Origin of the sequence: Massilia sp. KIM, assembly GCF_002007115.1 — a bacterium.
GTDB lineage: Bacteria > Pseudomonadota > Gammaproteobacteria > Burkholderiales > Burkholderiaceae_D > Telluria.
Genome location: NZ_MVAD01000003.1, coordinates 163,466 through 182,218 on the forward strand (window position 1 = coordinate 163,466; position 18,753 = coordinate 182,218).

Genomic DNA, 18,753 nt, shown 5'->3' on the forward strand with positions numbered 1-18,753 from the left:
TCGTTGCGCCGCCGTCGCCGGCGGCCCTTATGTTATTTGGTCGTGGCTTCGTCGGGCGCGACGACACCCATCGAGACAATGTATTTCAATGCTGCGTCGACCGTCATGTCCAGCTCCACGACCTTGCTGCGTTCCATCATCAGGAAGAAGCCCGAGGTCGGGTTGGGGGTGGTCGGCACGTAGACGCTGACGTAGTCGCCGACCAGGTGGTTCTTCACGTCGCCGCCCGGCACACCGGTCAGGAAAGCGATCGTATAGGAATCCGCGTGCGGATAGGGGATCAGGACCGGCGTGCGGAATGCGTTGCCGGACGAGGAGAACAGGGTGTCCGAGACCTGCTTGACGCTACCGTAGAGCGAGCTGACCACCGGCACGCGCTTGAGCAGGCGCTCGCCCAGGCGCACGATGTAGCCGCCGACCAGGTTGTTGGTCAGCAGGCCGGTGAGGAACACGATGGCGATGGTGAGCACCGCGCCGACGCCCGGGATGTCGCGGCCGAACAGGGTGTGCGGCTGCCAGGCCTCGGGGACGATCAGGAGGGACTGGTCGAGGGTGCTGATGATGATGTTCAGCACCCAGGCCGTGATGGCCAGGGGGACCAGGACCAGCAGGCCGGTAATGAAATATTTGCGCATCGCTTCTCTTGTTCTTGTCGGCCGCGGCCGGGCTGGGTGCCCGGACCGCGGCGCGGGGTCAGGTGCTGCTCTTGTCGCCGCCGCTGCTCGGGGTCGCGGGCGCGGCCGCGGGCGCACTCGCGCTCTCGGTCGAGCCGCTGGAACCCGAGCTGGAGGCGCCGGTCGCCGGCGGCGTGCCGCCGCGGAAGTCGGTCACGTACCAGCCGGTGCCCTTGAGCTGGAAGCCGGCGGCGGTCACTTGCTTCTTGAAGGCCGGCTTGCCGCACGACGGGCAGGTCGTCAGCACAGGGTCGGATACTTTTTGCAGCACATCTTTGGAAAAACCGCATTCGTCGCAGCGGTAAGCGTAAATCGGCATGTGATACTCCGCAAAAATCTTCAAAACCCTGAATTATAAAGCTTTTACGGCGGGATTTGCCCGCCGCCCTGCCACGCGGCGGCCACAGCCGCAACTGCGACGCGAAAGGGTGTTGTTTTTCACCATCGTCAACATCTGTTTCGTTTGCTCAAGGGGGGCCGAGGTGATTTAATACCATCTTTCTTGGAAACATCATGGCCGCAGGTAAAGACCTGGTGCCCCGAGTTAAGAAGAAACAGAAGATCGGGCGCGGTTCTGCATCGCCGTCCGTCCGTACAAGAACACTATCTTGAAGGCCCGCGCGAGCGGGCTTTTTCTTTTTCGGGCGTCTTTTCCGCGTGCGCGTACGCGTGTTCATCGATTCAAGCAACGCCAACCCAAGCCCCAAGCTCGTCGTTCCGGCGAAGGCCGGAACCCAAGTTTGTGTGCGTGGCTGCGGCGCAAAACTTGGGTTCCGGCCTTCGCCGGAACGACGTGCAAGAGTAGCGGGGTGAAGCTTGGGTTCCGGCCTTCGCCGGAACGACGTGCATGAGTAGCGGGGTGAAGCTTGGGTTCCGGCCTTCGCCGGAACGACGTGCATGAGTAACGGGGTGAAGGAAAGGCAGCGGGCAGCGGGCAGCGGGTGGTGCTCACAGCGCTAGCGGACCGCGGCGGGTGGCGCTGACAGCGCTAGCGGACCACGGCGGACGCTCCGCCGCATCGCACGGCTATTTGCGGCGCCACACCATCCAGCGCTCCCGGCCCTCGAACACTGCAAGCGAGTCTTCGACCGCCGAGTCCTCGACCAGATCGAAATGCGGCGCCAGCAAGCGCTCCAGCTCCTCGCGCGGGATCCCGAACGGCGGCCCTTTCGACCGCTCGCCGAAATAGAAGAACCCGGCCAGCAGCTTGCCCGGCCCCAGCAGCCCGGCCCAGCGCGCCACGACCTGGTCGCGCATTGCCGGCGGCAAGGCGCAGAAAAAGGCGCATTCATACACCACGTCCAGCGCCTTCTCAGGCTCCCAGGCGAAGAAATCGGCCTGCACCACCCTGCCCGCCCACCGCCCGGCGATGCGTTGCGCGCGCTCGACGGCCAGCGGCGCGAAATCGATCGCGCTCGCGTCCCAGCCCTGCTCCATCAGCCAGGCCAGCTCGTAGCCGCTGCCGCAGCCGGGAATCAGGATCGTCCCCGGCCGGCCGGCCGCGGCGAAGCGGCGCAGCTCCAGCGGCACCCCGCCCCGGTCCCAGGGCGTGAAGGCCTGCGCGAAGCGCTCGTCCCAGAAGCCCGGCTCGCGCGGATCGCGGCTCAGGAACTCCGGCATGGATCAGGCGCCGCCGAGCTGCAGCAGGTAGAAACCGATCGCCCCCACGCCCAGCCCCGCCATCAGGAAGGCGACCACGCCCAGCAGGCGGTTGGTGCGACGCTGCTCGATCAGCACCATGGCCAGCAGGTCGGACTGGGCCACGTGCGGACTGGCCACGTGCGGATGGGTCTCGCGCTGCAGCGCCTGGTGCAGCAGGCGCGGGAACTGCGGGAAGATGTGGGCGTAGCGCGGCGCCTCGGCGCGCAGGCGCTCGACGAAGCCCTGCCAGCCGACCTGCTCGCCCATCCAGCGCTCCAGGTAGGGCTTGGCGGTCTTCCACAGGTCGAGGTCGGGGTCGAGCTGGCGTCCCAGGCCCTCGATGTTCAGCAGGGTCTTCTGCAGCAGCACCAGCTGCGGCTGGACCTCCACATTGAAACGGCGCGAGGTCTGGAACAGGCGCAGCAGGATCTGGCCGAAGGAAATGTCCTTCAGCGGCCGGTCGAAGATCGGCTCGCAGCAGGCGCGCACCGCCGACTCCAGCTCGTCCACCCTGGTGCTGGGCGGGGCCCAGCCGGATTCGATGTGGGCTTCGGCCACCCGCTTGTAGTCGCGGCGGAAGAAAGCCAGGAAGTTCTGCGACAGGTAATCCTTGTCGAAATCGTTGAGGGTGCCGACGATGCCGAAGTCGAGGGCGATGTAGCGCCCGAAGGTCTCCTTCTCCACCGAGACCAGGATGTTCCCCGGGTGCATGTCGGCGTGGAAGAAGCCGTCGCGGAAGACCTGGGTGAAGAAAATCTCCACCCCGTCGCTCGACAGCTTCTTGAGGTCGACGCCCTCGGCCGCCAGGCGCTCGATCTGGGACACCGGGATGCCGCGCATGCGCTCCATGGTGATCACGCTGCTGGAGCAATAGTCCCAATACATCTCGGGCACCATGAGCAGGGTCGAGTTGGCGAAGTTGCGGCGCAGCTGGGCCGCATTGGCCGCTTCGCGCATCAGGTCCAGCTCGTCGTGCAGGTATTTGTCGAACTCGGCCACTACCTCGCGCGGCTTGAGGCGGCGCGCCTCGCCCCACACCCGCTCGATCAGGCTGGCGGCCATGTGCATCAGGGCAATGTCTTCGTCGATCAGCTTCTTCATGCCCGGACGCAGCACCTTGACCGCGACTTCCTTGCCGTTCTTCAAACGGGCGAAGTGGACCTGGGCGATCGAGGCCGAGGCCACCGGTTCGCGGTCGAAGCTGGCGAACAATTGATCCGGGTGGGCGCCCAGCGAGCGCGTGATCTGGGCCACGGCCAGGTCGGGGTCGAAGGGCGGGACGCGGTCCTGCAGCAGGGCCAGCTCGTCGGCGATATCGGGCGGCATCAGGTCGCGCCGGGTGGAAAGCAGCTGGCCGAACTTGACGAAGATCGGGCCCAGCTCCTCCAGCGCCTGGCGCAGGCGCACCGCGCGCGGCGAGGTGATGCGGCGCCAAAAGAAAAAGGTGTTCATCATGCGCGCGGTGCGCGGCGCGTTGATGCTGGAGACGGCGATCTCGTCGAGGCCGTAGCGGGTGAAGACGGTGAGGATGCGCAGCAGGCGCAGGAATTTCAAGATCATCGGCGATCCGTGTTCAGGTCCGTGGGGTCCGTGAGGAGAGGCGCCGTGGCCGGCTTGCCGGCCAGCAGCTTGTCGAGGCGGGCGATGCGCTTGGCGGTGCGCTCGACGTCGTCGCGCAGGCGCACCACCTCGGCCGCGAACTCGTCGCGCAGCACCGGGCGCACCAGCAGGGCCCGCTCTTCGGTCAGGAATTCGGCCAGGTTCTCGGCCACCCGCCGCCCTGCCCCGGCGACGAAGCCGGCGGCCCCGCGCGCGCCCTCGGCCACGCGGCGCGCGACCAGCGGCCCGAGCACCCGCTCGAGGTCATGTTCGGCATCCCAGCGCAGGTCATTGGCCAGTTGCGAGATGGTGTTGGCGAACTCGGCGTCGCCCTCGATCTTCACGTAGGACAGCGCGCGCCGGCGGTCCTGCAGGATCAGCGGCAGGTCGCCCGGCTTGATCCGGATGGTCACGCCGGCCGCGCCTTCGCCGCGGCTGGCCTCCAGCATGCCGTCGCGCCCCACGTGCAGGCGCAACTGGAGGTGGCCGGTGTCGATGCAGGCCTCCTTGCCGGCGTGGCGCGCCAGCGCGTCGCGGGCCCAGGCTTCCTGGGCAAGCAGGTGATTGATGGCGGCAAGGGCTGGCGTGCTCAATGCCTGTTGCGGCGACAGCGATGCGGGACTCGGGAACATGGCAGGCAGTGGGTTAATCAACGAAACCGCAAAACAAAACCGCCCGTTGGAAAGCGGGCGGTCTCGATCTTACCAGTTTGCCGGGTGAAAACCCGGCAGCACGGAAGTGTGCGGACAAATAATCAGGCGACCTGCTGGATACCGGCCAGCACCCAGCCGCTGGTGCCCGACAGCGGCTTGGACAGGTTCCAGACCTCGACCAGCGGCTCGGCCGGCGCGTTCGGCGCGGTGCGGATCATCGCGTTGAACTGGACGCTCGCCAGGTAGTCGTGGCCGGTGGTCTCGATGCCCAGCAGTTGGGCGTCGACCGACACCACATCGGTGTAGTCGGGCGCGCCATTGCGCTCCTGGATCTGCATCTTGAGCTCGGCGAACACTTCCGGCGAGGTGAACTCGCGCAGGTCGTTGGTGTCGCCGCGGTCCCATGCCGCCTGCAGTCGGATGAAGGAGGACTTGGCCTGGCGCAGGAAGGCGTCGACGTCGAAGTCGGCCGGCACGCCCCAGGGTGCGTGCACGCCGCCGGCGGCGCCGCCCTTGTTCAGCGAAATGCCGCCCTGCGGCTGCTGGCCCTGGTAGGCCGAAGGCTGCCAGGCCGGCTGCGAAGCCGACTGGCCCAGGCCGGAACCGATCTCGGGCGTGGCCACCGCGCCGGCCGGGGCCGGGGTGCCGAAGCCGTTGCGGAAGGCCGGGTTGGCCGGGGTGTCCTTGCGGCGGAACATGCGCACGATGAAGAGCACGGCCAGCACCAGCAGGCCGATCATGAGGATGGCCGAGATCGCGCTGGCCAGCGCGCCGCCGATGCCCAGGTGCGAGAGCAGCGCGCCCAGGCCCAGGCCCAGCAGGGCGCCGCCCAGGATGCCCTTCCACATGCTCGGCTTCTTGGCGGCAGCCGCGGCGGCGGCGCCGGTCGCGCCGGCGGCCGCGGCCGGCGCCGCGTTCGGAGCGCGCTGGAAGCCGGGCGCCGGGGCCGGCGCCGGGGCCTGCATCTGCTGCACGGATTGCGACTGGCGGCCGATCGAGCGCTTGCCGCCCATGGGGCGCGCGAATGCGTCGACCGTCATGGAGACCGCGGTGACCGCCAACATCATCGTGACCAAGAATTTTTTCATTTCATCGATTCCTAGAGTTTGATACCAGTGTGCAATGCGGCCACACCCGCCGTCAGGTTGAAATACTGGACCCGCTCCAGTCCCGCATCCAGCATCATCCCCTTCAGGGTTTCCTGGTCGGGGTGCATGCGGATCGATTCCGCCAGATAGCGATAGCTCTCGGCGTCGCCGGCAATCTTTTGTCCCAGCCACGGCAGCACCGAGAACGAATACAGGTCGTAGGGCTTTTGCAGCGGCGCCACGACCTTCGAGAACTCCAGCACCAACAGCTTGCCGCCCGGCTTGAGCACCCGGCGCATTTCCGCCAGGGCCGCATCCTTGTGGGTCATGTTGCGCAGGCCGAAGGCCACGCTGACCCGGTCGAAGTAATTGTCCGGGAAGGGCAGCTTTTCCGCGTCACACAGCAAGGTGGGGGTGACTAGACCTTTATTCAATAGACGGTCGCGGCCGACACGCAGCATGGACTCGTTGATGTCGGTCAGCCAGACCTCGCCGGTGTGGCCGGCCTGCTTCGCGAAGGCCTTGGCCAGGTCGCCGGTGCCGCCGGCGATGTCGAGCACCTTGAAGCCCGGCCGCACGCCGGCCTGGGCGATGGTGAAGGCCTTCCAGATGCGGTGCAGGCCGCCCGACATCAGGTCGTTCATGACGTCGTACTTGGCGGCGACGGAATGGAAGACCTTGGCGACTTCCTGGACCTTCTGGTCCTCGGGCACGGTCTTGTAGCCGAAGTGGGTGGTGTTGGTCATATGCGCTTGCAGGTTGGTCTTGCCACATTATACAGGCCCCGCCCTGCCCTCCTGCGAGGGGGCGCACGACTGAAGAGCCGGCCTGCACTAAATATTGCCTCAAGTATAATTCCATTGAAAATGGCGTCCGCCATCGCAACCCTGAGCCATGCGCATCCGCACCCGTCTCCTGATCCTGGTCCTGGCGATCCTGGTACCGTCCTTCATCGCGGCGGCGCTGGCGGTGAGCTTTGTCTACCACGAGGAACAGGAATCGCAGGCCACCAGCGTGGGCGAGGCCACGCGCGCCTTCGCCCTGCTGGTCGACAACGAACTGCAGTCCCACGCCGCCATCCTGCGCACCCTGGCCGCCGCGCCCGCCCTGGCCGAAGGCGACCTGCCGAAGTTCTACCAGTTCGCGCGCCGCATGGCGCCCGACCGCTCCGCCACCATCGTCCTGACCGACCTGGAAGGCAAGCAGCTGATCAACACCCGTCTCCCCTACGGCGCCCAGCTGCCGGCGCGGCGCTCCTCCAACATCGGCGAACTGATGCGCCGCGATGGCCCGGATCGCACCCTGGTGTCCGACCTGTTCATGGCCCCGATCGGCAAGCGCCACGACTTCACCATCCAGGTGCCGGTCACGATCGCCGGCAGGATCCGCTATTTCCTGCTGATGGGCATCAACGCCAGCACCCTGCAACCCCTGCTCCAGCGCACCCACTTCCGCGACGAATGGATCGCCACCGTGGTCGACCGCCAGGGCGTGGTGCTGGCGCGCTCGCGCACGCCGGAGCAGTTCGTGGGCAAGCCGATCCGCAGCTACAGCCGCATGCGCCTGGCCGCCTCCGAGGAAGGCGTCTACGAAAGCCGCACCCTGGACGGGATCGCGGTGCGCGCCTTCTTCAGCACCGTTCCCAGCGCGCAGTGGAAGGTATTGGTCAGCATCCCGGTGAGCGAGATCCGGCGCGTGCCGCTGCAGGCCGCGGCCCTGCTGGGCGGCGTCATGCTGGTGCTGCTGGCGGCCGGCCTGCTGGCGGCGCGCTGGCTGGCCGGGCGCGCCATCGGGCCCATCGAATACCTGGGCCGCAACGCCGACGCCATGGGCCAGGGCCGGGAGATCGACTACCGCCCCACCGGCATGCGCGAGGTCGACGCGGTCGGCCAGCGCATGATGGAAGCCAGCCGCCAGATCCGTAACGCCCAGCACGACCTCGAGCAGCGCGTGCGCGAGGCGGTGGCCGCCACAGAGCGCGTGCAGAGCGCCCTGCTCAAGTCGCAGAAGCTGGAAGCGCTGGGACGCCTGACCGGCGGCATCGCGCACGAATTCAACAACCTGCTCCAGACCCTGAGCACGGCGCTCCAGCTGATCGAACTGCAGGCCACCCAGGCCAAGGTGCAGAGCCTGGTGCAGACCTGCAGGAAGACCCTGCAGCGCGCCACCGCCCTCACCGGCCAGCTCGGCTCCTTCGGACGGATCCAGGAAGCCCGCCAGGAAACAGTGGATGCGGGCCAGCAACTGCGCAGCGCCCTGCAACTGATGCGCGGCGCGCTGCGCGAGGACATCGTGCTCGAGGTCGAGACCGACGCCGCGCCCTGGCCGGTCACGGTCGAGCCGCTGCAATTCGACCTGGCCCTGCTCAACCTGGCGATCAACGCGCGCGACGCCATGCCTGAAGGCGGGACCCTGCGCATCGAACTGCGCAACCTGGCCCTGATCCAGCCGCCCCAGCCGCTGGCGGCCGGCGACTACCTGTTGCTGCGCGTGAGCGACACCGGCAGCGGCATGGCGCCCGAGGTGCTGGCGCGCGCCCTCGATCCCTTCTTCACCACCAAGGCCCAGGGCCAGGGCAGCGGCCTGGGCCTGCCCCAGGCCTATGCCTTCGCGACCCAGTCCCAGGGCCTGCTGGTGCTCGACAGCGAGGTGGGCAAGGGCACCCGGGTCGACATCTACCTGCCGCGCGCCCAGGCCGCAGCGCCGGTCCCGACTTCGGTCCCGGCTGCGGCCCAGGTCCCCGCCCCGGCTGCAGCGGCGCCTGGCGGCGAGCTGGCGACGCTGGCCGGCGGACGCGGGCGGGTACTGTTCGTGGAAGACGATGCGCTGGTGCGCGAAGCGGTGTTGCATGCACTGGAGCAATCGGGTTTCGCGGTGTTGCTGGCGCACGACGGCGAACATGCGTTGCGCCTGCTGGAAACGTCAACTCTCCCAGACGTTATCTTTTCTGACATAGTCATGCCGGGTAAAATCAGCGGCATCGATCTGGCCGATATCGTACGCCGCCGCTACCCAGCGATTCCGGTCGTGCTGGCAACTGGCTACACGGAACGCCAGGCAGCGCTTCCCGGCGTCCAGATTCTGGCCAAGCCCTATCCGATCGAACGTCTGGTGAGCATGCTCGCCAGCGTGCAGGCCGCGCCCGGACGCAGTGCCTGATCCCGCAACGCGACATTAAAAAAAATTTAAGCCCGTGCGCTGTCTACTCGATAAATAAGGTCTAATACGGAACGCTTTTCGTACCGGCTGCGTCATGTCGCGGTGTTGGTACCAAGGTGAGTCATTGCCATCGCGCACCCCGACTCACGCCATGCCGGACCGCCGGCCAATGGATGAACGAGGACAACGGTGTCAGTGAAACGATTGCTCTGTGTGATCAACGACGACGGCGCCTTCGCCCATGCCTGCCATGCCGACTTGCGCGGCTGGGACGTATGCCTGGTGGAATCCCTGTCGGCAGCGCGCAAGCTGCTGGCCCATCAACATTACGCGGTCGGCCTACTGCTCGACCACGGCGACGCCGGCCGCGACGACGAGACCGAACGTTTCCTGCGTCGCCACCATCACATGCGCTGGGTCGGCGTGTTCGACGCGCCGCGCCTGGAACAGCCGGCGCTGCGCGAGCTGATCGCTACCCACCTGTTCGATTTCCACACCCGCCCGGTCGACATGCTGCGCCTGCGCCATTCGCTCGGCCACGCCCATGGCATGGCGGTGCTGGAACGTGGCGCCGGTGCGAATCGTCGGCCACATACCGGCGGGCGCATCGACGGCAACTCGCCGGCGATCACCCGGCTGCGCGCCCAGATCGCCAAGATCGCCGCGGTCGACGCGCCGGTCCTGATCGCGGGCGAAAGCGGCAGCGGCAAGGAACTGGCCGCCCAGGAAGTACACGCGCGCTCGCAGCGCGCGAGCGGTCCTTTCGTTGCGATCAATTGCGCCGCGGTTGCGCCGGCCCTGATCCACTCCGAACTCTTCGGCCACGAGCGCGGCGCCTTCACCGGCGCCACGCGCGACAAGCGCGGGCTCCTCGAGGCTGCCTCCGGCGGCAGCATCTTCCTCGACGAAATCGGCGACCTGCCGCTCGACCTGCAGGCCAGCCTGCTGCGCTTCCTGCAAGAGCGCGTGATCTATCGGGTCGGCGGCACGCGCACCATTCCCGTCGACGCGCGCGTGATCGCCGCCACCCATGTGGACCTGCCTCGCGCGGTAGCGGCCGGACGTTTTCGCGAGGATCTTTATTACCGACTATCGGTGTTCCCGATTCGTGTACCGCCACTCCGTGAACGGAAGGAAGACCTGCCCCAGCTGACCGAACTTATCTTCCACAAGTACGCAGAGGAGCGCAGCCCCCAGCTCAAGGGGGTGAGCAAGGAAGCCCTGCAGGCCATGGCGCGCTACGACTGGCCGGGCAATGTGCGCGAGCTGATCAACCGGCTGCGGCGCGCGATGGTGCTGGCCGAGCATCGCCTGATCATGCCCGAGGACCTGGAACTGCCGGGCGCCGGGCCGATCGGTCCCATCGTTGACGGGCTGGGCAGCTCGCGGCTGTCGGCCGAACGCATTGCCATCTCCGACAGCCTGGCGCGCAGCGGCAACAATATCAGCCAGGCGGCGCGAGAGCTCGGTGTCTCGCGCATGACGCTCTACCGGCTGATGGCCAAGCACTCGATCTCGCTGTAACTCGCACCTCTTACCTCCCCTCTTTTTTCGCGCAGGTTCCGGGGCCGCATTGCGGCATGCGCTACTGCGCATGCGCGGCAGCCATGGCCCGGCCGCGACAACAAATGTATGTACACCTGAGACAGATTTGTGAAATTTCTGGCAACCCTGTCACAGGCTTGAGACAGTCGCTCGGTGATTTGTTGTTCACGCTCATCAATCCAGACGAGTCCTACAGTAGCTCATCAAAATACTCCTACAAATCAAGCGCTTGCAGGGGGCGACAGCGCTGGCATGGCAAGTGCTAAAGGAGGAGAGGACCGGTGCCGCGTTGACACCGGGTATCTCAACTCAGTGACAAAAGGGGAGTCATACATGAAGCGCACTATCCTGGCCACCGCGATCGCTCTCGCATTCGGCATGGCACACGCACAACAAGGTAACGCGATCAACGATGGCGGTGGCAACACCCAGAACTCGACGATCACCAACACCACCAACAACACGGACGACAACAGCACGGATTCGCGCAACTACTCCGGACAGAACAACAGCACCGGCGGCGCCGCCGCAAGCGCCTACGGCGCGGCAGCGGCCAACAATGGCAGCAACGCGACCTCGTCCATCGCTGGCTCCTTCAACAACTCGACCGCCAGCGCCACCAGCACGCTGACCGGCGAAGTGCGCAATAACTCGATCAGCGACATCGGCAACCGCGCCACCAACAATGCCGGTAGCGCCGGCGGCACCGGCAACGGCGCCGCGGGAGGCACCGGCAACGGCGGCGCAGCACAGGGCTGGGGCGCAGCGGGCGGCGCAGCCTCGGGCGCAGCGGGCGCGGCTGGCGGCGCCGGCGGCGCAGGCGAAAGCGGCGCGGCCTCGAACGGCACCGCGTCGGTCGGCAACACCGCCGCAGGCGCAGGCGGCGCAGGAGGCGGCACCGGCGCGGCCACCAGCGGCAACACCGGCGCAGGCGGTTCGGGCGCGGCTGGCGGCGGCACCGCCGGCGCCAACGCCACCGGCGGCGCAGGCGCGGCCGGCGGCCTGGCCGGCTCGGCCAACGCTAATGGCGGCGCGGGCGCGGCAGGCGGCGCGGGCGGCGCAGGCACCGGCGGCTCGGGAGCCGCAGGCGGCGCAGCCAATGGTGGCAACGGCGCCGCAGGCGGCAACGGCATGGGCGGCGACGGTGGCCGTGCCGGTCCGCTGATGGGCGGCAACGGCGGCAGCAACGGCAGCATCACCGCCGGCGCAGGCGGCGCGGGTGGCGGCAACGGCGCTGCCACCGGCGGCGCAGGTGGCGGGGGCGGCGCAGGCGGCTACGGCGGCGGCACCGGTTCCGGCGGCATGGGCGGCGCGGCGGGCGCAGGTGGCGCAGCCACCGGCTCGACCCAGACCGCTTCGGCTGGCGCCAACGGCGGCGGCAATGGCATGGGCGACAGCAACGCCACCTCGGGCGCAGGCGGGGTCCCGGCTTCCGACGGCACCGGCGGCGCCGGCACCAGCGGCAATGCCACCGCGGGCGCCAATGGCCAGACCGGCGGCGCAGCCACCGGTGGCACCAACACCAACACCGCGGGTGACGCCATGGCCGGCACCGGCGGCGCGGGCGGTGCCGGCGCGGGCAGCGGCGCAGGCGGCGCAGGCGGCGCGGGTGCAGGCGGCGGCGCAGGCGCGGCAGGTAGCAATACCTCGGGCGCCGGCGCGGCTGGCGGCTCCTCCACCGGCGGGACCGCAGGCGCAGGCGCTGCCTTGACCGGCACCGGCGGCGCCGGCGGCACGGGCACTGGTGGCGGAGGCGGTTCGGGCGCGGCGGGCACCGGCGGCGCGGGCGGCGCGGGCGCGGCAGGCACTGGCGGCCTGGGCGGCAATGGCGGCTCGGGCGCGGCCGGCACCGCGACCGCTGGCACTGGCGGCGCAGGCGGTTCGGGCGCAGCGGGCACCGCTAACGGCGGCACTGGCGGTGCAGGCGGCGCGGGCGCGGCCGGCGGCAACAGCGGCCTTGCCCAGAACAGCGGCGGCGCTGGCGCAGGCGGTGGCGACGCTACCGGCGGCTCGGCCACCAACGGCTCGCCGACCACCGGCGCCGGCACCGGCGGCAACGGTGGTACCGGCGGCAACGGCGGCAGCAATACGGGCGGCATGGGCGGCTCGGGCGGGACGCAGACTGCTGGCGCCGGCAACGGCGGCGCAGGTGGCGCCGGCACCGGCGGCAATGGAGGCGCTGTGTCGGTGACCACGGGCGCGTTCGACATGTCTAACTCGATGAGCAACATCGCCCAGTCGGCTGCAGGTGTCTCGGTGATCAGCCAGAACAACGGCTTCTCCTCGCTGATCCAGCAAAGCGTCAACGTCCAGTCGAACCTGGACGTCGGCAGCGGCCGCTGAGTAGTCCTTGCAAGGGTGCCGCCGCGCAGCGCAAGCCGCGCGGCGGCATGTGTCGAGCAACGCTTACAAGCGAGAACACCATGCAACGGACCCTTACCATCCTGCCGGTCGTGCTGGCAGCGCTGGCGGCGCCAGTCCAGGCCGTCGAGCCGGTGGACCCATCGGCGCGCCTGCCGGTGGTGCTGCCTCTTCTTACCGAAATACGGGTGGCGCAGGAAGACCGCGCGCCCGCCGGCTGGGGCAAGCGGGTCGACCTTGCCGCGCTGGGCGAGTCGGAGTCGCGCGGCGCGTCGGACAACATCCGCAACGAGGCCACGCTGGGCGGCACGGTGGGCAACAACAGCGCCACCAACGTCAGCTCCGGCATGAACATCATCGACAACGGCTCCTTCGCCAACGCCTCGGGGCTGCCGGTGGTGATCCAGAACAGCGGCGCCAACGTCCTGATCCAGAACGCGACCGTCATCAACCTGCAACTGCAATAGCAAGATGAACCACTTCCGTGGACTGCTCAGCGCCGCCTTGTGCGGCGCCCTGCTGGCGCCGGCCCTGCCGGCGTCCGCACTCGAATTCGCGATCGGCAACCGCGTCAACGTGCCGGTCACCAGCCTGAAGGACATCAAATTCCAGCGCACCCTGCGCCAGCAGTTCGACTTCAGCTGCGGCTCGGCCGCGCTGGCGACCCTGCTGACCCATCACTACGGCATGCCGACCACCGAAAGGGCGGTGTTCGAACAGATGTACACCAACGGCGACCAGGCCAAGATCCGCCAGATGGGCTTTTCGCTGCTCGACATGCAGCGCTTCCTGGCCACGCGCGGCTTTCGCGCCGACGGCTTCCAGCTGCCGATCGAGACCCTGATCGCCGAAAAGCTGCCGGCCATCGTCCTGATCACCGACCGCGGCTTCAACCACTTCGTGGTGATCAAGGGCGCCGAGGACGGCCGCATCCTGATGGGCGACCCGTCCACCGGCACGCGCACCGTGAGCTTGGAACGCTTCAAGGAGATCTGGCGCAACAAACTGTTGTTTGTCATTCACAGCCATAAGGACCAGGTGGCCTTCAACAATCCCGACGACTGGCGCGCCGCCCCGCGCGCGCGCCTGGGGGAAGGCCTGAACCAGGACCAGCTCAGCGCCACCCTGCCCAAGTTCGGGCCGGGCGACTTTTGAAAGGACCCGCCATGCGTCCCTACCGCATCCTGCACGCCACACTGCTGGCCGGACTGATCGGCGGCGCAGGGCTGGCATTCGCGCAGACCCCGGCCACGGCCGCCGACCCCTTCGGTGCACCGGCCTCGGCCGAGCAGCTGGAAGCGACGCGCGGCGGCTTCGACGTGCCCGGCGGCCTCACGCTCTCGCTCGGCATCGAGCGCGTGGTCTCGGTCAACGGCGAGGTGATGTCGCGCTCCTCGATCGCCATCCCCGACCTGGGCGCCATCACCGCCGAGCAGGCCCGCCTGGCCCAGGAAGCGCTGGGCTCGGCGCGCTTGATCCAGCTCGGCAACAACAACTTCGCCGGGTCAGATATCGGCCTCGGCAATGGCGCCACCCTGCTCCAGAACACCCTCGACGGCCAGACCATCCGCGCCGACACCATCATCCACTCCACGGTCAACAGCATGTCCCTGCTGAAAGACATGAATTTCCAGTCGACGCTGCGCGATGTACTGGTGCGTTCAGCAGGAAACTTGTAATATTGTTAACCAGACCCCCAACTGGAGATCCAGGATGGTTACCCATGTCGCCCGGCTGCACGCCGCCGGACTTGCGGCGGCGCTGTTCGCACCCGCCGCCCTCGCCCAGCACTCCCCCGCCACCCCCACCGAGCAGGTCAAAAACAAGGACCTGGCCGAGCTGAAGGCCGAACTGGCCGAGCAGCGCGCCCTGGTCAACAAGCTGATGCAGGAACTGCAGGCCCAGCGCCAGCAGCTGCGCCAGCTCCAGGACGAGCGCCAGGGCGCGCTCGCGGCGGCGCCGCCGGCGGCCGACGGCGCGCTGCTGGCCGAGCAGCGCGGCGCGGGGGCGGCTCCGTCCGGGCAGGCGCCGGTGGCCCAGCCGCCGGTGGTGCCGACCCCGGCTCCAGCCCCGGTTCCAGCCCAGTCGCGTCCGGCGGGACCGGCCCCGGCCGCGCCAAACGCCCAGTCCCAGGCGCCGGCCCAGGTCGCGCAGCAGAACAACCGCAACCGCGACAACCGCCCGCCCGAAGTCGCGCCGCTGTTCGAGCAGCCGGGTGTGCTCACGCCGCGCGGCAAGTACATCCTCGAGCCCTCGGTGCAGTTCGGTTACTCCTCGAGCAACCGGGTGGCCCTGGTCGGCTACACGGTGATCCCCGCCCTCCTGATCGGCCTGGTCGATGTGCGCGAGATCAAGCGCAACACCTTCACCGCCGCGCTCACCGCGCGCACCGGCCTGAGCAACCGGATGGAAGTCGAAGTGAAGCTGCCCTACGTCTACCGCTCGGACGCCACCGTGAGCCGCGAGCTGTTCACCGGCACCGCCGTGGAGCGCGTGTTCGACACCAGCGGCAAGGCGCTGGGCGACATCGAGGTGGCCGGCCGCTACCAGCTCAACGACGGCGGCCCGGACAAGAGCTATTACATCGCCGGCCTGCGCTACAAGAGCCGCACCGGGCGCGACCCCTTCGAGGTGGTGACCGATTGCGTGCGCCGCTGCATCGGCGAGAACGTGACCGGCACCGGCCTGCCGCTGAGCCTGCCCACCGGTTCGGGCTTCCATTCGCTGCAGGGCACCCTGACCTGGCTGTACCCGTCCGACCCGGCGGTCTTCTTTGGCAACCTGAGCTACGTGCACAACTTCAAGCGCAGCAACGTGCAGCGCCAGGTGCTGAGCGGCGAGCGCGAGCCCCTGGGCGAACTGGAGCCCGGCAACGTGATCGGCTTTAACTTCGGCATGGGCCTGGCCCTGAACGACAAGGCCTCGCTCAGCCTGGGCTACGACCACAGCACGATCGCGCGCATGCGCCAGAACGGCCGGCCGGTGGCCGGCTCGGTGCGCACCCAGCTCGGCACCCTGCTGCTGGGCTACTCCTACCGCTTCAGCGAAAAGCGCAGCCTGAACATCGCGGTGGGGGCCGGGGTCACGCGCGACACGCCGGACGTCACCCTCACCGTGCGCGTGCCGATGAGCTTCTGAGAAGGTTTGTATTCCTTGCGTGGCAGGCCGGATACAGGCCCTGGGAAGGGGGAGCGCACGATTGAAAAAATCTTGCCGAAAATTTAAAAATTACTTTTATAATCATTTTTGCAATGGCAAGCGCGTCCCTGGTTCCAGTCCTCGGCAAGCAGGCATTGCGATAACACATATACTTTTTTTGAGGGAATCAACATGGCGACTGGCACTGTAAAGTGGTTCAACGATGCGAAGGGTTTCGGCTTCATTACGCCTGACGGCGGCGGCGAAGACGTGTTCGCACACTTCTCGGCCATCAACGCAACGGGCTTCAAGTCGCTGCAGGAAAACCAGCGCGTCAGCTTCGACATCACTGCCGGCCCGAAAGGCAAGCAGGCTGCGAACATCCAGCCGCAGTAAGTCCGCGCCGCCCGGCACACGGGCAGGCACAGCACGAGAGCACGCCACCAGCGTGCTCTTTGTCGTTTACGGGCAGGTCGCGGGGCGCGCGTCGGATCCTGCGCCCGCCATCGATCGACCGGATTAGGGAATCCAGGTCACAGGTTTTGTGCCCGGCGCCCGGTTTATCTCCACGCGCGCCGGTTCTATGCTCCCCGCTCATCGTCAACTCATGAGCAAGGGAACCCCATGGAACTGGATCTCAACAACAAGACCGCGCTGGTGAGCGCTTCCACCTCCGGCATCGGCTTCGCCATCGCGGACCGCCTGCTGCAGGAAGGCGCAAACGTCATCGTCCACGGCCGCAGCGAGGCCACGGTCGCCCCCGCGGTCGCCACCCTGGCCGGCAGGCATGGCGCGCAGCGGGTGCACGCGCTGACCGCCGACCTGAGCGTGCCGGGCGCCGAACGCGAGGCGGCCGCCGCCTTCCCGCAGGTGGACATCCTGGTCAACAACATGGGCACCTATGCGCTGAAGGACTTCTTCAGCAGCACCGACGCCGACTGGCAGGCCATGTTCGAGACCAATGTCTGGAGCGGGGTGCGCCTGGCGCGCACCTACATGAAAGGCATGCTGGAGCGCGGCCATGGGCGGGTGATCTTCATCTCGAGCGAAGTGGCGCTGACCCCGATGGCGGCCATGGCGCATTACAGCGCCAGCAAGGCCACCCAGCTGTCGATCTCGCGCAGCCTGGCCGAACTGACCAGGGGCAGCCGGGTGACGGTGAATGCGGTGCTGCCCGGCCCGACCGAGACCGAGAGCCTGAAGGGCTTCATCCAGTCGGTCAATCCGGGCCTGGCCTATGCCGAGGCCGAGCGCAAGTTCATGGACGAGAACCGTCCTTCCTCGCTGATCTACCGCCTGGCCAAGCCCCAGGAAGTGGCGAACGTGGTCGCCTTCCTGGCCAGCGAGCGCGCGGCCGTCATCAACGGCGCCGCCATCCGCGCCGAGGGCGGCACCGTGCAGACCATCGCCTGAGCGGTCGGGGCCGCGCTGCTATACTTTGCGGCTTGCGGCGCCCTGCCGTGACCAACATGAGAGAGCAGCGTGGACAAGCGCAGCGGCGAAATGCAGGTGTTTGCGAAAGTGGTGGAGATGGGCAGCTTTTCCGCCGCCGCCGAGGTGCTGGACATGTCGCCCTCGGCCGTCAGCAAGCTGGTGGCGCGCACCGAAAGCCGCCTGGGCGTCCAGCTGTTCAAGCGCTCCACGCGCAGCATGTCGCTGACGGCGGAGGGCCGGGAATACCATGCGAGCTGCGTCCGCATCCTGCAGGACATCGAGGACGCGGAGCTCAGCGTATCGAAAACGCAGGCGCAAGTGCGCGGCCTGCTGCGCGTGAACACCTCCCTGCCTTTCGGGCAGCACTACCTGGTGCCGCTGCTCCAGGACTTCCGGCAACGCTATCCCGACATCAAGCTCGACGTGTCCTTGAGCGACGCGAAGGTCGAGCTGCAGCGCGACGAGGTCGACGTCGCCATCCGCATGGGACCGCTCCATGACGCCAGTTTCCGCGCCCGCAAGCTGGCTAGCAGCCGCAAGGCGGTGGTGGCGGCTCCGTCCTATCTGCAAAGGCATCCGGCGCCGCAATCTCCCGAAGACCTGCTGCGCCACGACTGCCTCAACTTCAATTTCCGCCGCGCGCTCGACGAATGGCCCTTCATGGTCGACGGCGGGCTGCTGCACCTGGCGGTGAGCGGCGGCGCGCAGACCAACAATGGCGAAACCATGCGCCAGCTCACCCTGCAGGGGATGGGCATCAGCCGCCTGGGCATGTTCCATGTGTACGAGGACCTCCAGCGCGGCGACCTGGTCGAGCTGCTCCCGGAATACAACGCCGGCGACATCGAGGACATCAGTATCATCTATGCCAACCAGAAGCACGTCGCGCCGCGCATCCGGGTGTTCATCGACTTCCTGGTCGAGCGGCTGGGGCCCTTGCTGGCGCTGAGAGGCGACGCCGGGCATCTCGTGGCGGCGGACGCGTCACGGTGAGCCATCCCGGCGCTGCGCCAGGAAGCTGCCGCGCCGGCTGGACCTAGGCTCAGCCGCCGCAGCCGCCGCGCACAGGGGCGCCGGGCAGCGCCGCGCCGGGGGCGCGTCCGCTCTCCTCGTCGAAGCCGGCGGCGCGCAGGCGGTCGAGGTATTGCTGCCACAGGGCGCGCTGTTCGCTGCCCAGCTTGTAGAGATAGTCCCAGCTGAAGATCCCGGTCGCGTGCCCGTCGTCGAACAGCGGCTTGATCGCATAGTTCCCGACCGGCTCCACGCCCGAGATGCCGACCTCGCGCTTGCCCAGCTGGAGCACTTCCTGTCCCGGCCCGTGGCCCTTGACCTCGGCCGAGGGCGAGTAGACGCGCATCAGCTCGAAGGGAATCGAGAACGCGGCGCCGTCGTCGAAGGCGATGTCGAGCAGGCGCGACTTCTGGTGGACGGTGAGTTCGGTGGGATTGGGCATGGCTTCCT

At 67.9% G+C, this 18,753-nt stretch carries 18 protein-coding genes; 10 read left to right on the top strand and 8 right to left on the bottom strand.

Features of this window, described 5'->3' with window-relative positions:
• Nucleotides 1–32: 32 nt before the first annotated feature.
• The 7 genes from B0920_RS20975 to ubiE all read right to left on the bottom strand — a co-directional run bounded on the left by B0920_RS20975 (nucleotide 33) and on the right by ubiE (nucleotide 6,401).
• Nucleotides 33–635: a DUF502 domain-containing protein gene (locus tag B0920_RS20975; RefSeq protein WP_078034635.1), complete on the bottom strand. Its 603-nt coding sequence runs from the start codon at nucleotides 633–635 to the stop codon at nucleotides 33–35.
• Between the two features lie 58 nt (nucleotides 636–693).
• Entirely contained in the window at nucleotides 694–993 is a 300-nt protein-coding gene (locus B0920_RS20980; protein WP_078034636.1) for an FmdB family zinc ribbon protein, read from the bottom strand.
• Nucleotides 994–1,700: 707 nt separating this feature from the next.
• Nucleotides 1,701–2,294 carry a methyltransferase gene (locus tag B0920_RS20985; protein WP_078034637.1) on the bottom strand — a complete coding sequence of 198 codons (594 nt, stop codon included), beginning with the start codon at nucleotides 2,292–2,294 and terminating at the stop codon, nucleotides 1,701–1,703.
• Nucleotides 2,295–2,297: 3 nt separating this feature from the next.
• Nucleotides 2,298–3,875: a ubiquinone biosynthesis regulatory protein kinase UbiB gene (gene ubiB / locus B0920_RS20990; RefSeq protein WP_078034638.1), complete on the bottom strand. Its 1,578-nt coding sequence runs from the start codon at nucleotides 3,873–3,875 to the stop codon at nucleotides 2,298–2,300.
• The gene (locus B0920_RS20995) at nucleotides 3,872–4,546 is read right to left on the bottom strand and encodes an SCP2 domain-containing protein (protein WP_078034639.1); all 675 of its coding nucleotides are present in this window, start codon (nucleotides 4,544–4,546) and stop codon (nucleotides 3,872–3,874) included. The genes ubiB and B0920_RS20995 overlap by 4 nt, the downstream gene beginning before the upstream one ends.
• A 122-nt stretch (nucleotides 4,547–4,668) precedes the next feature.
• The gene (locus B0920_RS21000) at nucleotides 4,669–5,655 is read right to left on the bottom strand and encodes a Tim44 domain-containing protein (RefSeq protein ID WP_078034640.1); all 987 of its coding nucleotides are present in this window, start codon (nucleotides 5,653–5,655) and stop codon (nucleotides 4,669–4,671) included.
• 11 nt (nucleotides 5,656–5,666) lie between these two features.
• On the bottom strand, nucleotides 5,667–6,401 hold the full coding sequence (ubiE, locus tag B0920_RS21005) for a bifunctional demethylmenaquinone methyltransferase/2-methoxy-6-polyprenyl-1,4-benzoquinol methylase UbiE (RefSeq protein ID WP_078034641.1): 735 nt from the start codon (nucleotides 6,399–6,401) through the stop codon (nucleotides 5,667–5,669).
• A gap of 148 nt (nucleotides 6,402–6,549) precedes the next feature.
• Here ubiE and B0920_RS21010 point away from each other — a divergent pair, with 148 nt between their 5' ends.
• The 10 genes from B0920_RS21010 to B0920_RS21055 all read left to right on the top strand — a co-directional run bounded on the left by B0920_RS21010 (nucleotide 6,550) and on the right by B0920_RS21055 (nucleotide 18,285).
• The gene (locus B0920_RS21010) at nucleotides 6,550–8,814 is read left to right on the top strand and encodes a response regulator (protein WP_078034642.1); all 2,265 of its coding nucleotides are present in this window, start codon (nucleotides 6,550–6,552) and stop codon (nucleotides 8,812–8,814) included.
• A gap of 195 nt (nucleotides 8,815–9,009) precedes the next feature.
• Nucleotides 9,010–10,338 carry a sigma-54 dependent transcriptional regulator gene (locus tag B0920_RS21015; RefSeq protein WP_229455858.1) on the top strand — a complete coding sequence of 443 codons (1,329 nt, stop codon included), beginning with the start codon at nucleotides 9,010–9,012 and terminating at the stop codon, nucleotides 10,336–10,338.
• A gap of 354 nt (nucleotides 10,339–10,692) precedes the next feature.
• Entirely contained in the window at nucleotides 10,693–12,702 is a 2,010-nt protein-coding gene (locus B0920_RS21020) for a hypothetical protein (protein WP_078034644.1), read from the top strand.
• Between the two features lie 80 nt (nucleotides 12,703–12,782).
• Nucleotides 12,783–13,187 carry a hypothetical protein gene (locus tag B0920_RS21025; RefSeq protein WP_078034645.1) on the top strand — a complete coding sequence of 135 codons (405 nt, stop codon included), beginning with the start codon at nucleotides 12,783–12,785 and terminating at the stop codon, nucleotides 13,185–13,187.
• 4 nt (nucleotides 13,188–13,191) lie between these two features.
• Nucleotides 13,192–13,875, top strand: a complete 684-nt coding sequence (locus B0920_RS21030; RefSeq protein ID WP_078034646.1) for a C39 family peptidase — start codon at nucleotides 13,192–13,194, stop codon at nucleotides 13,873–13,875.
• 11 nt (nucleotides 13,876–13,886) lie between these two features.
• Nucleotides 13,887–14,399 carry a hypothetical protein gene (locus B0920_RS21035; RefSeq protein ID WP_078034647.1) on the top strand — a complete coding sequence of 171 codons (513 nt, stop codon included), beginning with the start codon at nucleotides 13,887–13,889 and terminating at the stop codon, nucleotides 14,397–14,399.
• Nucleotides 14,400–14,433: 34 nt separating this feature from the next.
• The gene (locus tag B0920_RS21040; protein WP_078034648.1) at nucleotides 14,434–15,858 is read left to right on the top strand and encodes a hypothetical protein; all 1,425 of its coding nucleotides are present in this window, start codon (nucleotides 14,434–14,436) and stop codon (nucleotides 15,856–15,858) included.
• A gap of 192 nt (nucleotides 15,859–16,050) precedes the next feature.
• Entirely contained in the window at nucleotides 16,051–16,254 is a 204-nt protein-coding gene (locus tag B0920_RS21045; protein WP_078034649.1) for a cold-shock protein, read from the top strand.
• A gap of 228 nt (nucleotides 16,255–16,482) precedes the next feature.
• Nucleotides 16,483–17,271, top strand: a complete 789-nt coding sequence (locus B0920_RS21050; protein WP_078034650.1) for an SDR family NAD(P)-dependent oxidoreductase — start codon at nucleotides 16,483–16,485, stop codon at nucleotides 17,269–17,271.
• A 69-nt stretch (nucleotides 17,272–17,340) separates the two neighbouring features.
• Entirely contained in the window at nucleotides 17,341–18,285 is a 945-nt protein-coding gene (locus B0920_RS21055; protein ID WP_078034651.1) for a LysR family transcriptional regulator, read from the top strand.
• A 49-nt stretch (nucleotides 18,286–18,334) separates the two neighbouring features.
• Here the strand turns inward: B0920_RS21055 and B0920_RS21060 are convergent, their stop codons facing one another.
• Entirely contained in the window at nucleotides 18,335–18,745 is a 411-nt protein-coding gene (locus B0920_RS21060) for a gamma-butyrobetaine hydroxylase-like domain-containing protein (protein ID WP_078034652.1), read from the bottom strand.
• Nucleotides 18,746–18,753: the final 8 nt, after the last annotated feature.

What these genes read in the sequence shown, in the direction of transcription:
- B0920_RS20975 (WP_078034635.1), bottom strand. Translation starts at nt 635, where the DNA reads ATGCGCAAATATTTCATTACCGGCCTGCTGGTCCTGGTCCCCCTGGCC.
- B0920_RS20980 (WP_078034636.1), bottom strand. Translation starts at nt 993, where the DNA reads ATGCCGATTTACGCTTACCGCTGCGACGAATGCGGTTTTTCCAAAGAT.
- B0920_RS20985 (WP_078034637.1), bottom strand. Translation starts at nt 2,294, where the DNA reads ATGCCGGAGTTCCTGAGCCGCGATCCGCGCGAGCCGGGCTTCTGGGAC.
- ubiB (WP_078034638.1), bottom strand. Translation starts at nt 3,875, where the DNA reads ATGATCTTGAAATTCCTGCGCCTGCTGCGCATCCTCACCGTCTTCACC.
- B0920_RS20995 (WP_078034639.1), bottom strand. Translation starts at nt 4,546, where the DNA reads ATGTTCCCGAGTCCCGCATCGCTGTCGCCGCAACAGGCATTGAGCACG.
- B0920_RS21000 (WP_078034640.1), bottom strand. Translation starts at nt 5,655, where the DNA reads ATGAAAAAATTCTTGGTCACGATGATGTTGGCGGTCACCGCGGTCTCC.
- ubiE (WP_078034641.1), bottom strand. Translation starts at nt 6,401, where the DNA reads ATGACCAACACCACCCACTTCGGCTACAAGACCGTGCCCGAGGACCAG.
- B0920_RS21010 (WP_078034642.1), top strand. Translation starts at nt 6,550, where the DNA reads ATGCGCATCCGCACCCGTCTCCTGATCCTGGTCCTGGCGATCCTGGTA.
- B0920_RS21020 (WP_078034644.1), top strand. Translation starts at nt 10,693, where the DNA reads ATGAAGCGCACTATCCTGGCCACCGCGATCGCTCTCGCATTCGGCATG.
- B0920_RS21025 (WP_078034645.1), top strand. Translation starts at nt 12,783, where the DNA reads ATGCAACGGACCCTTACCATCCTGCCGGTCGTGCTGGCAGCGCTGGCG.
- B0920_RS21030 (WP_078034646.1), top strand. Translation starts at nt 13,192, where the DNA reads ATGAACCACTTCCGTGGACTGCTCAGCGCCGCCTTGTGCGGCGCCCTG.
- B0920_RS21035 (WP_078034647.1), top strand. Translation starts at nt 13,887, where the DNA reads ATGCGTCCCTACCGCATCCTGCACGCCACACTGCTGGCCGGACTGATC.
- B0920_RS21040 (WP_078034648.1), top strand. Translation starts at nt 14,434, where the DNA reads ATGGTTACCCATGTCGCCCGGCTGCACGCCGCCGGACTTGCGGCGGCG.
- B0920_RS21045 (WP_078034649.1), top strand. Translation starts at nt 16,051, where the DNA reads ATGGCGACTGGCACTGTAAAGTGGTTCAACGATGCGAAGGGTTTCGGC.
- B0920_RS21050 (WP_078034650.1), top strand. Translation starts at nt 16,483, where the DNA reads ATGGAACTGGATCTCAACAACAAGACCGCGCTGGTGAGCGCTTCCACC.
- B0920_RS21060 (WP_078034652.1), bottom strand. Translation starts at nt 18,745, where the DNA reads ATGCCCAATCCCACCGAACTCACCGTCCACCAGAAGTCGCGCCTGCTC.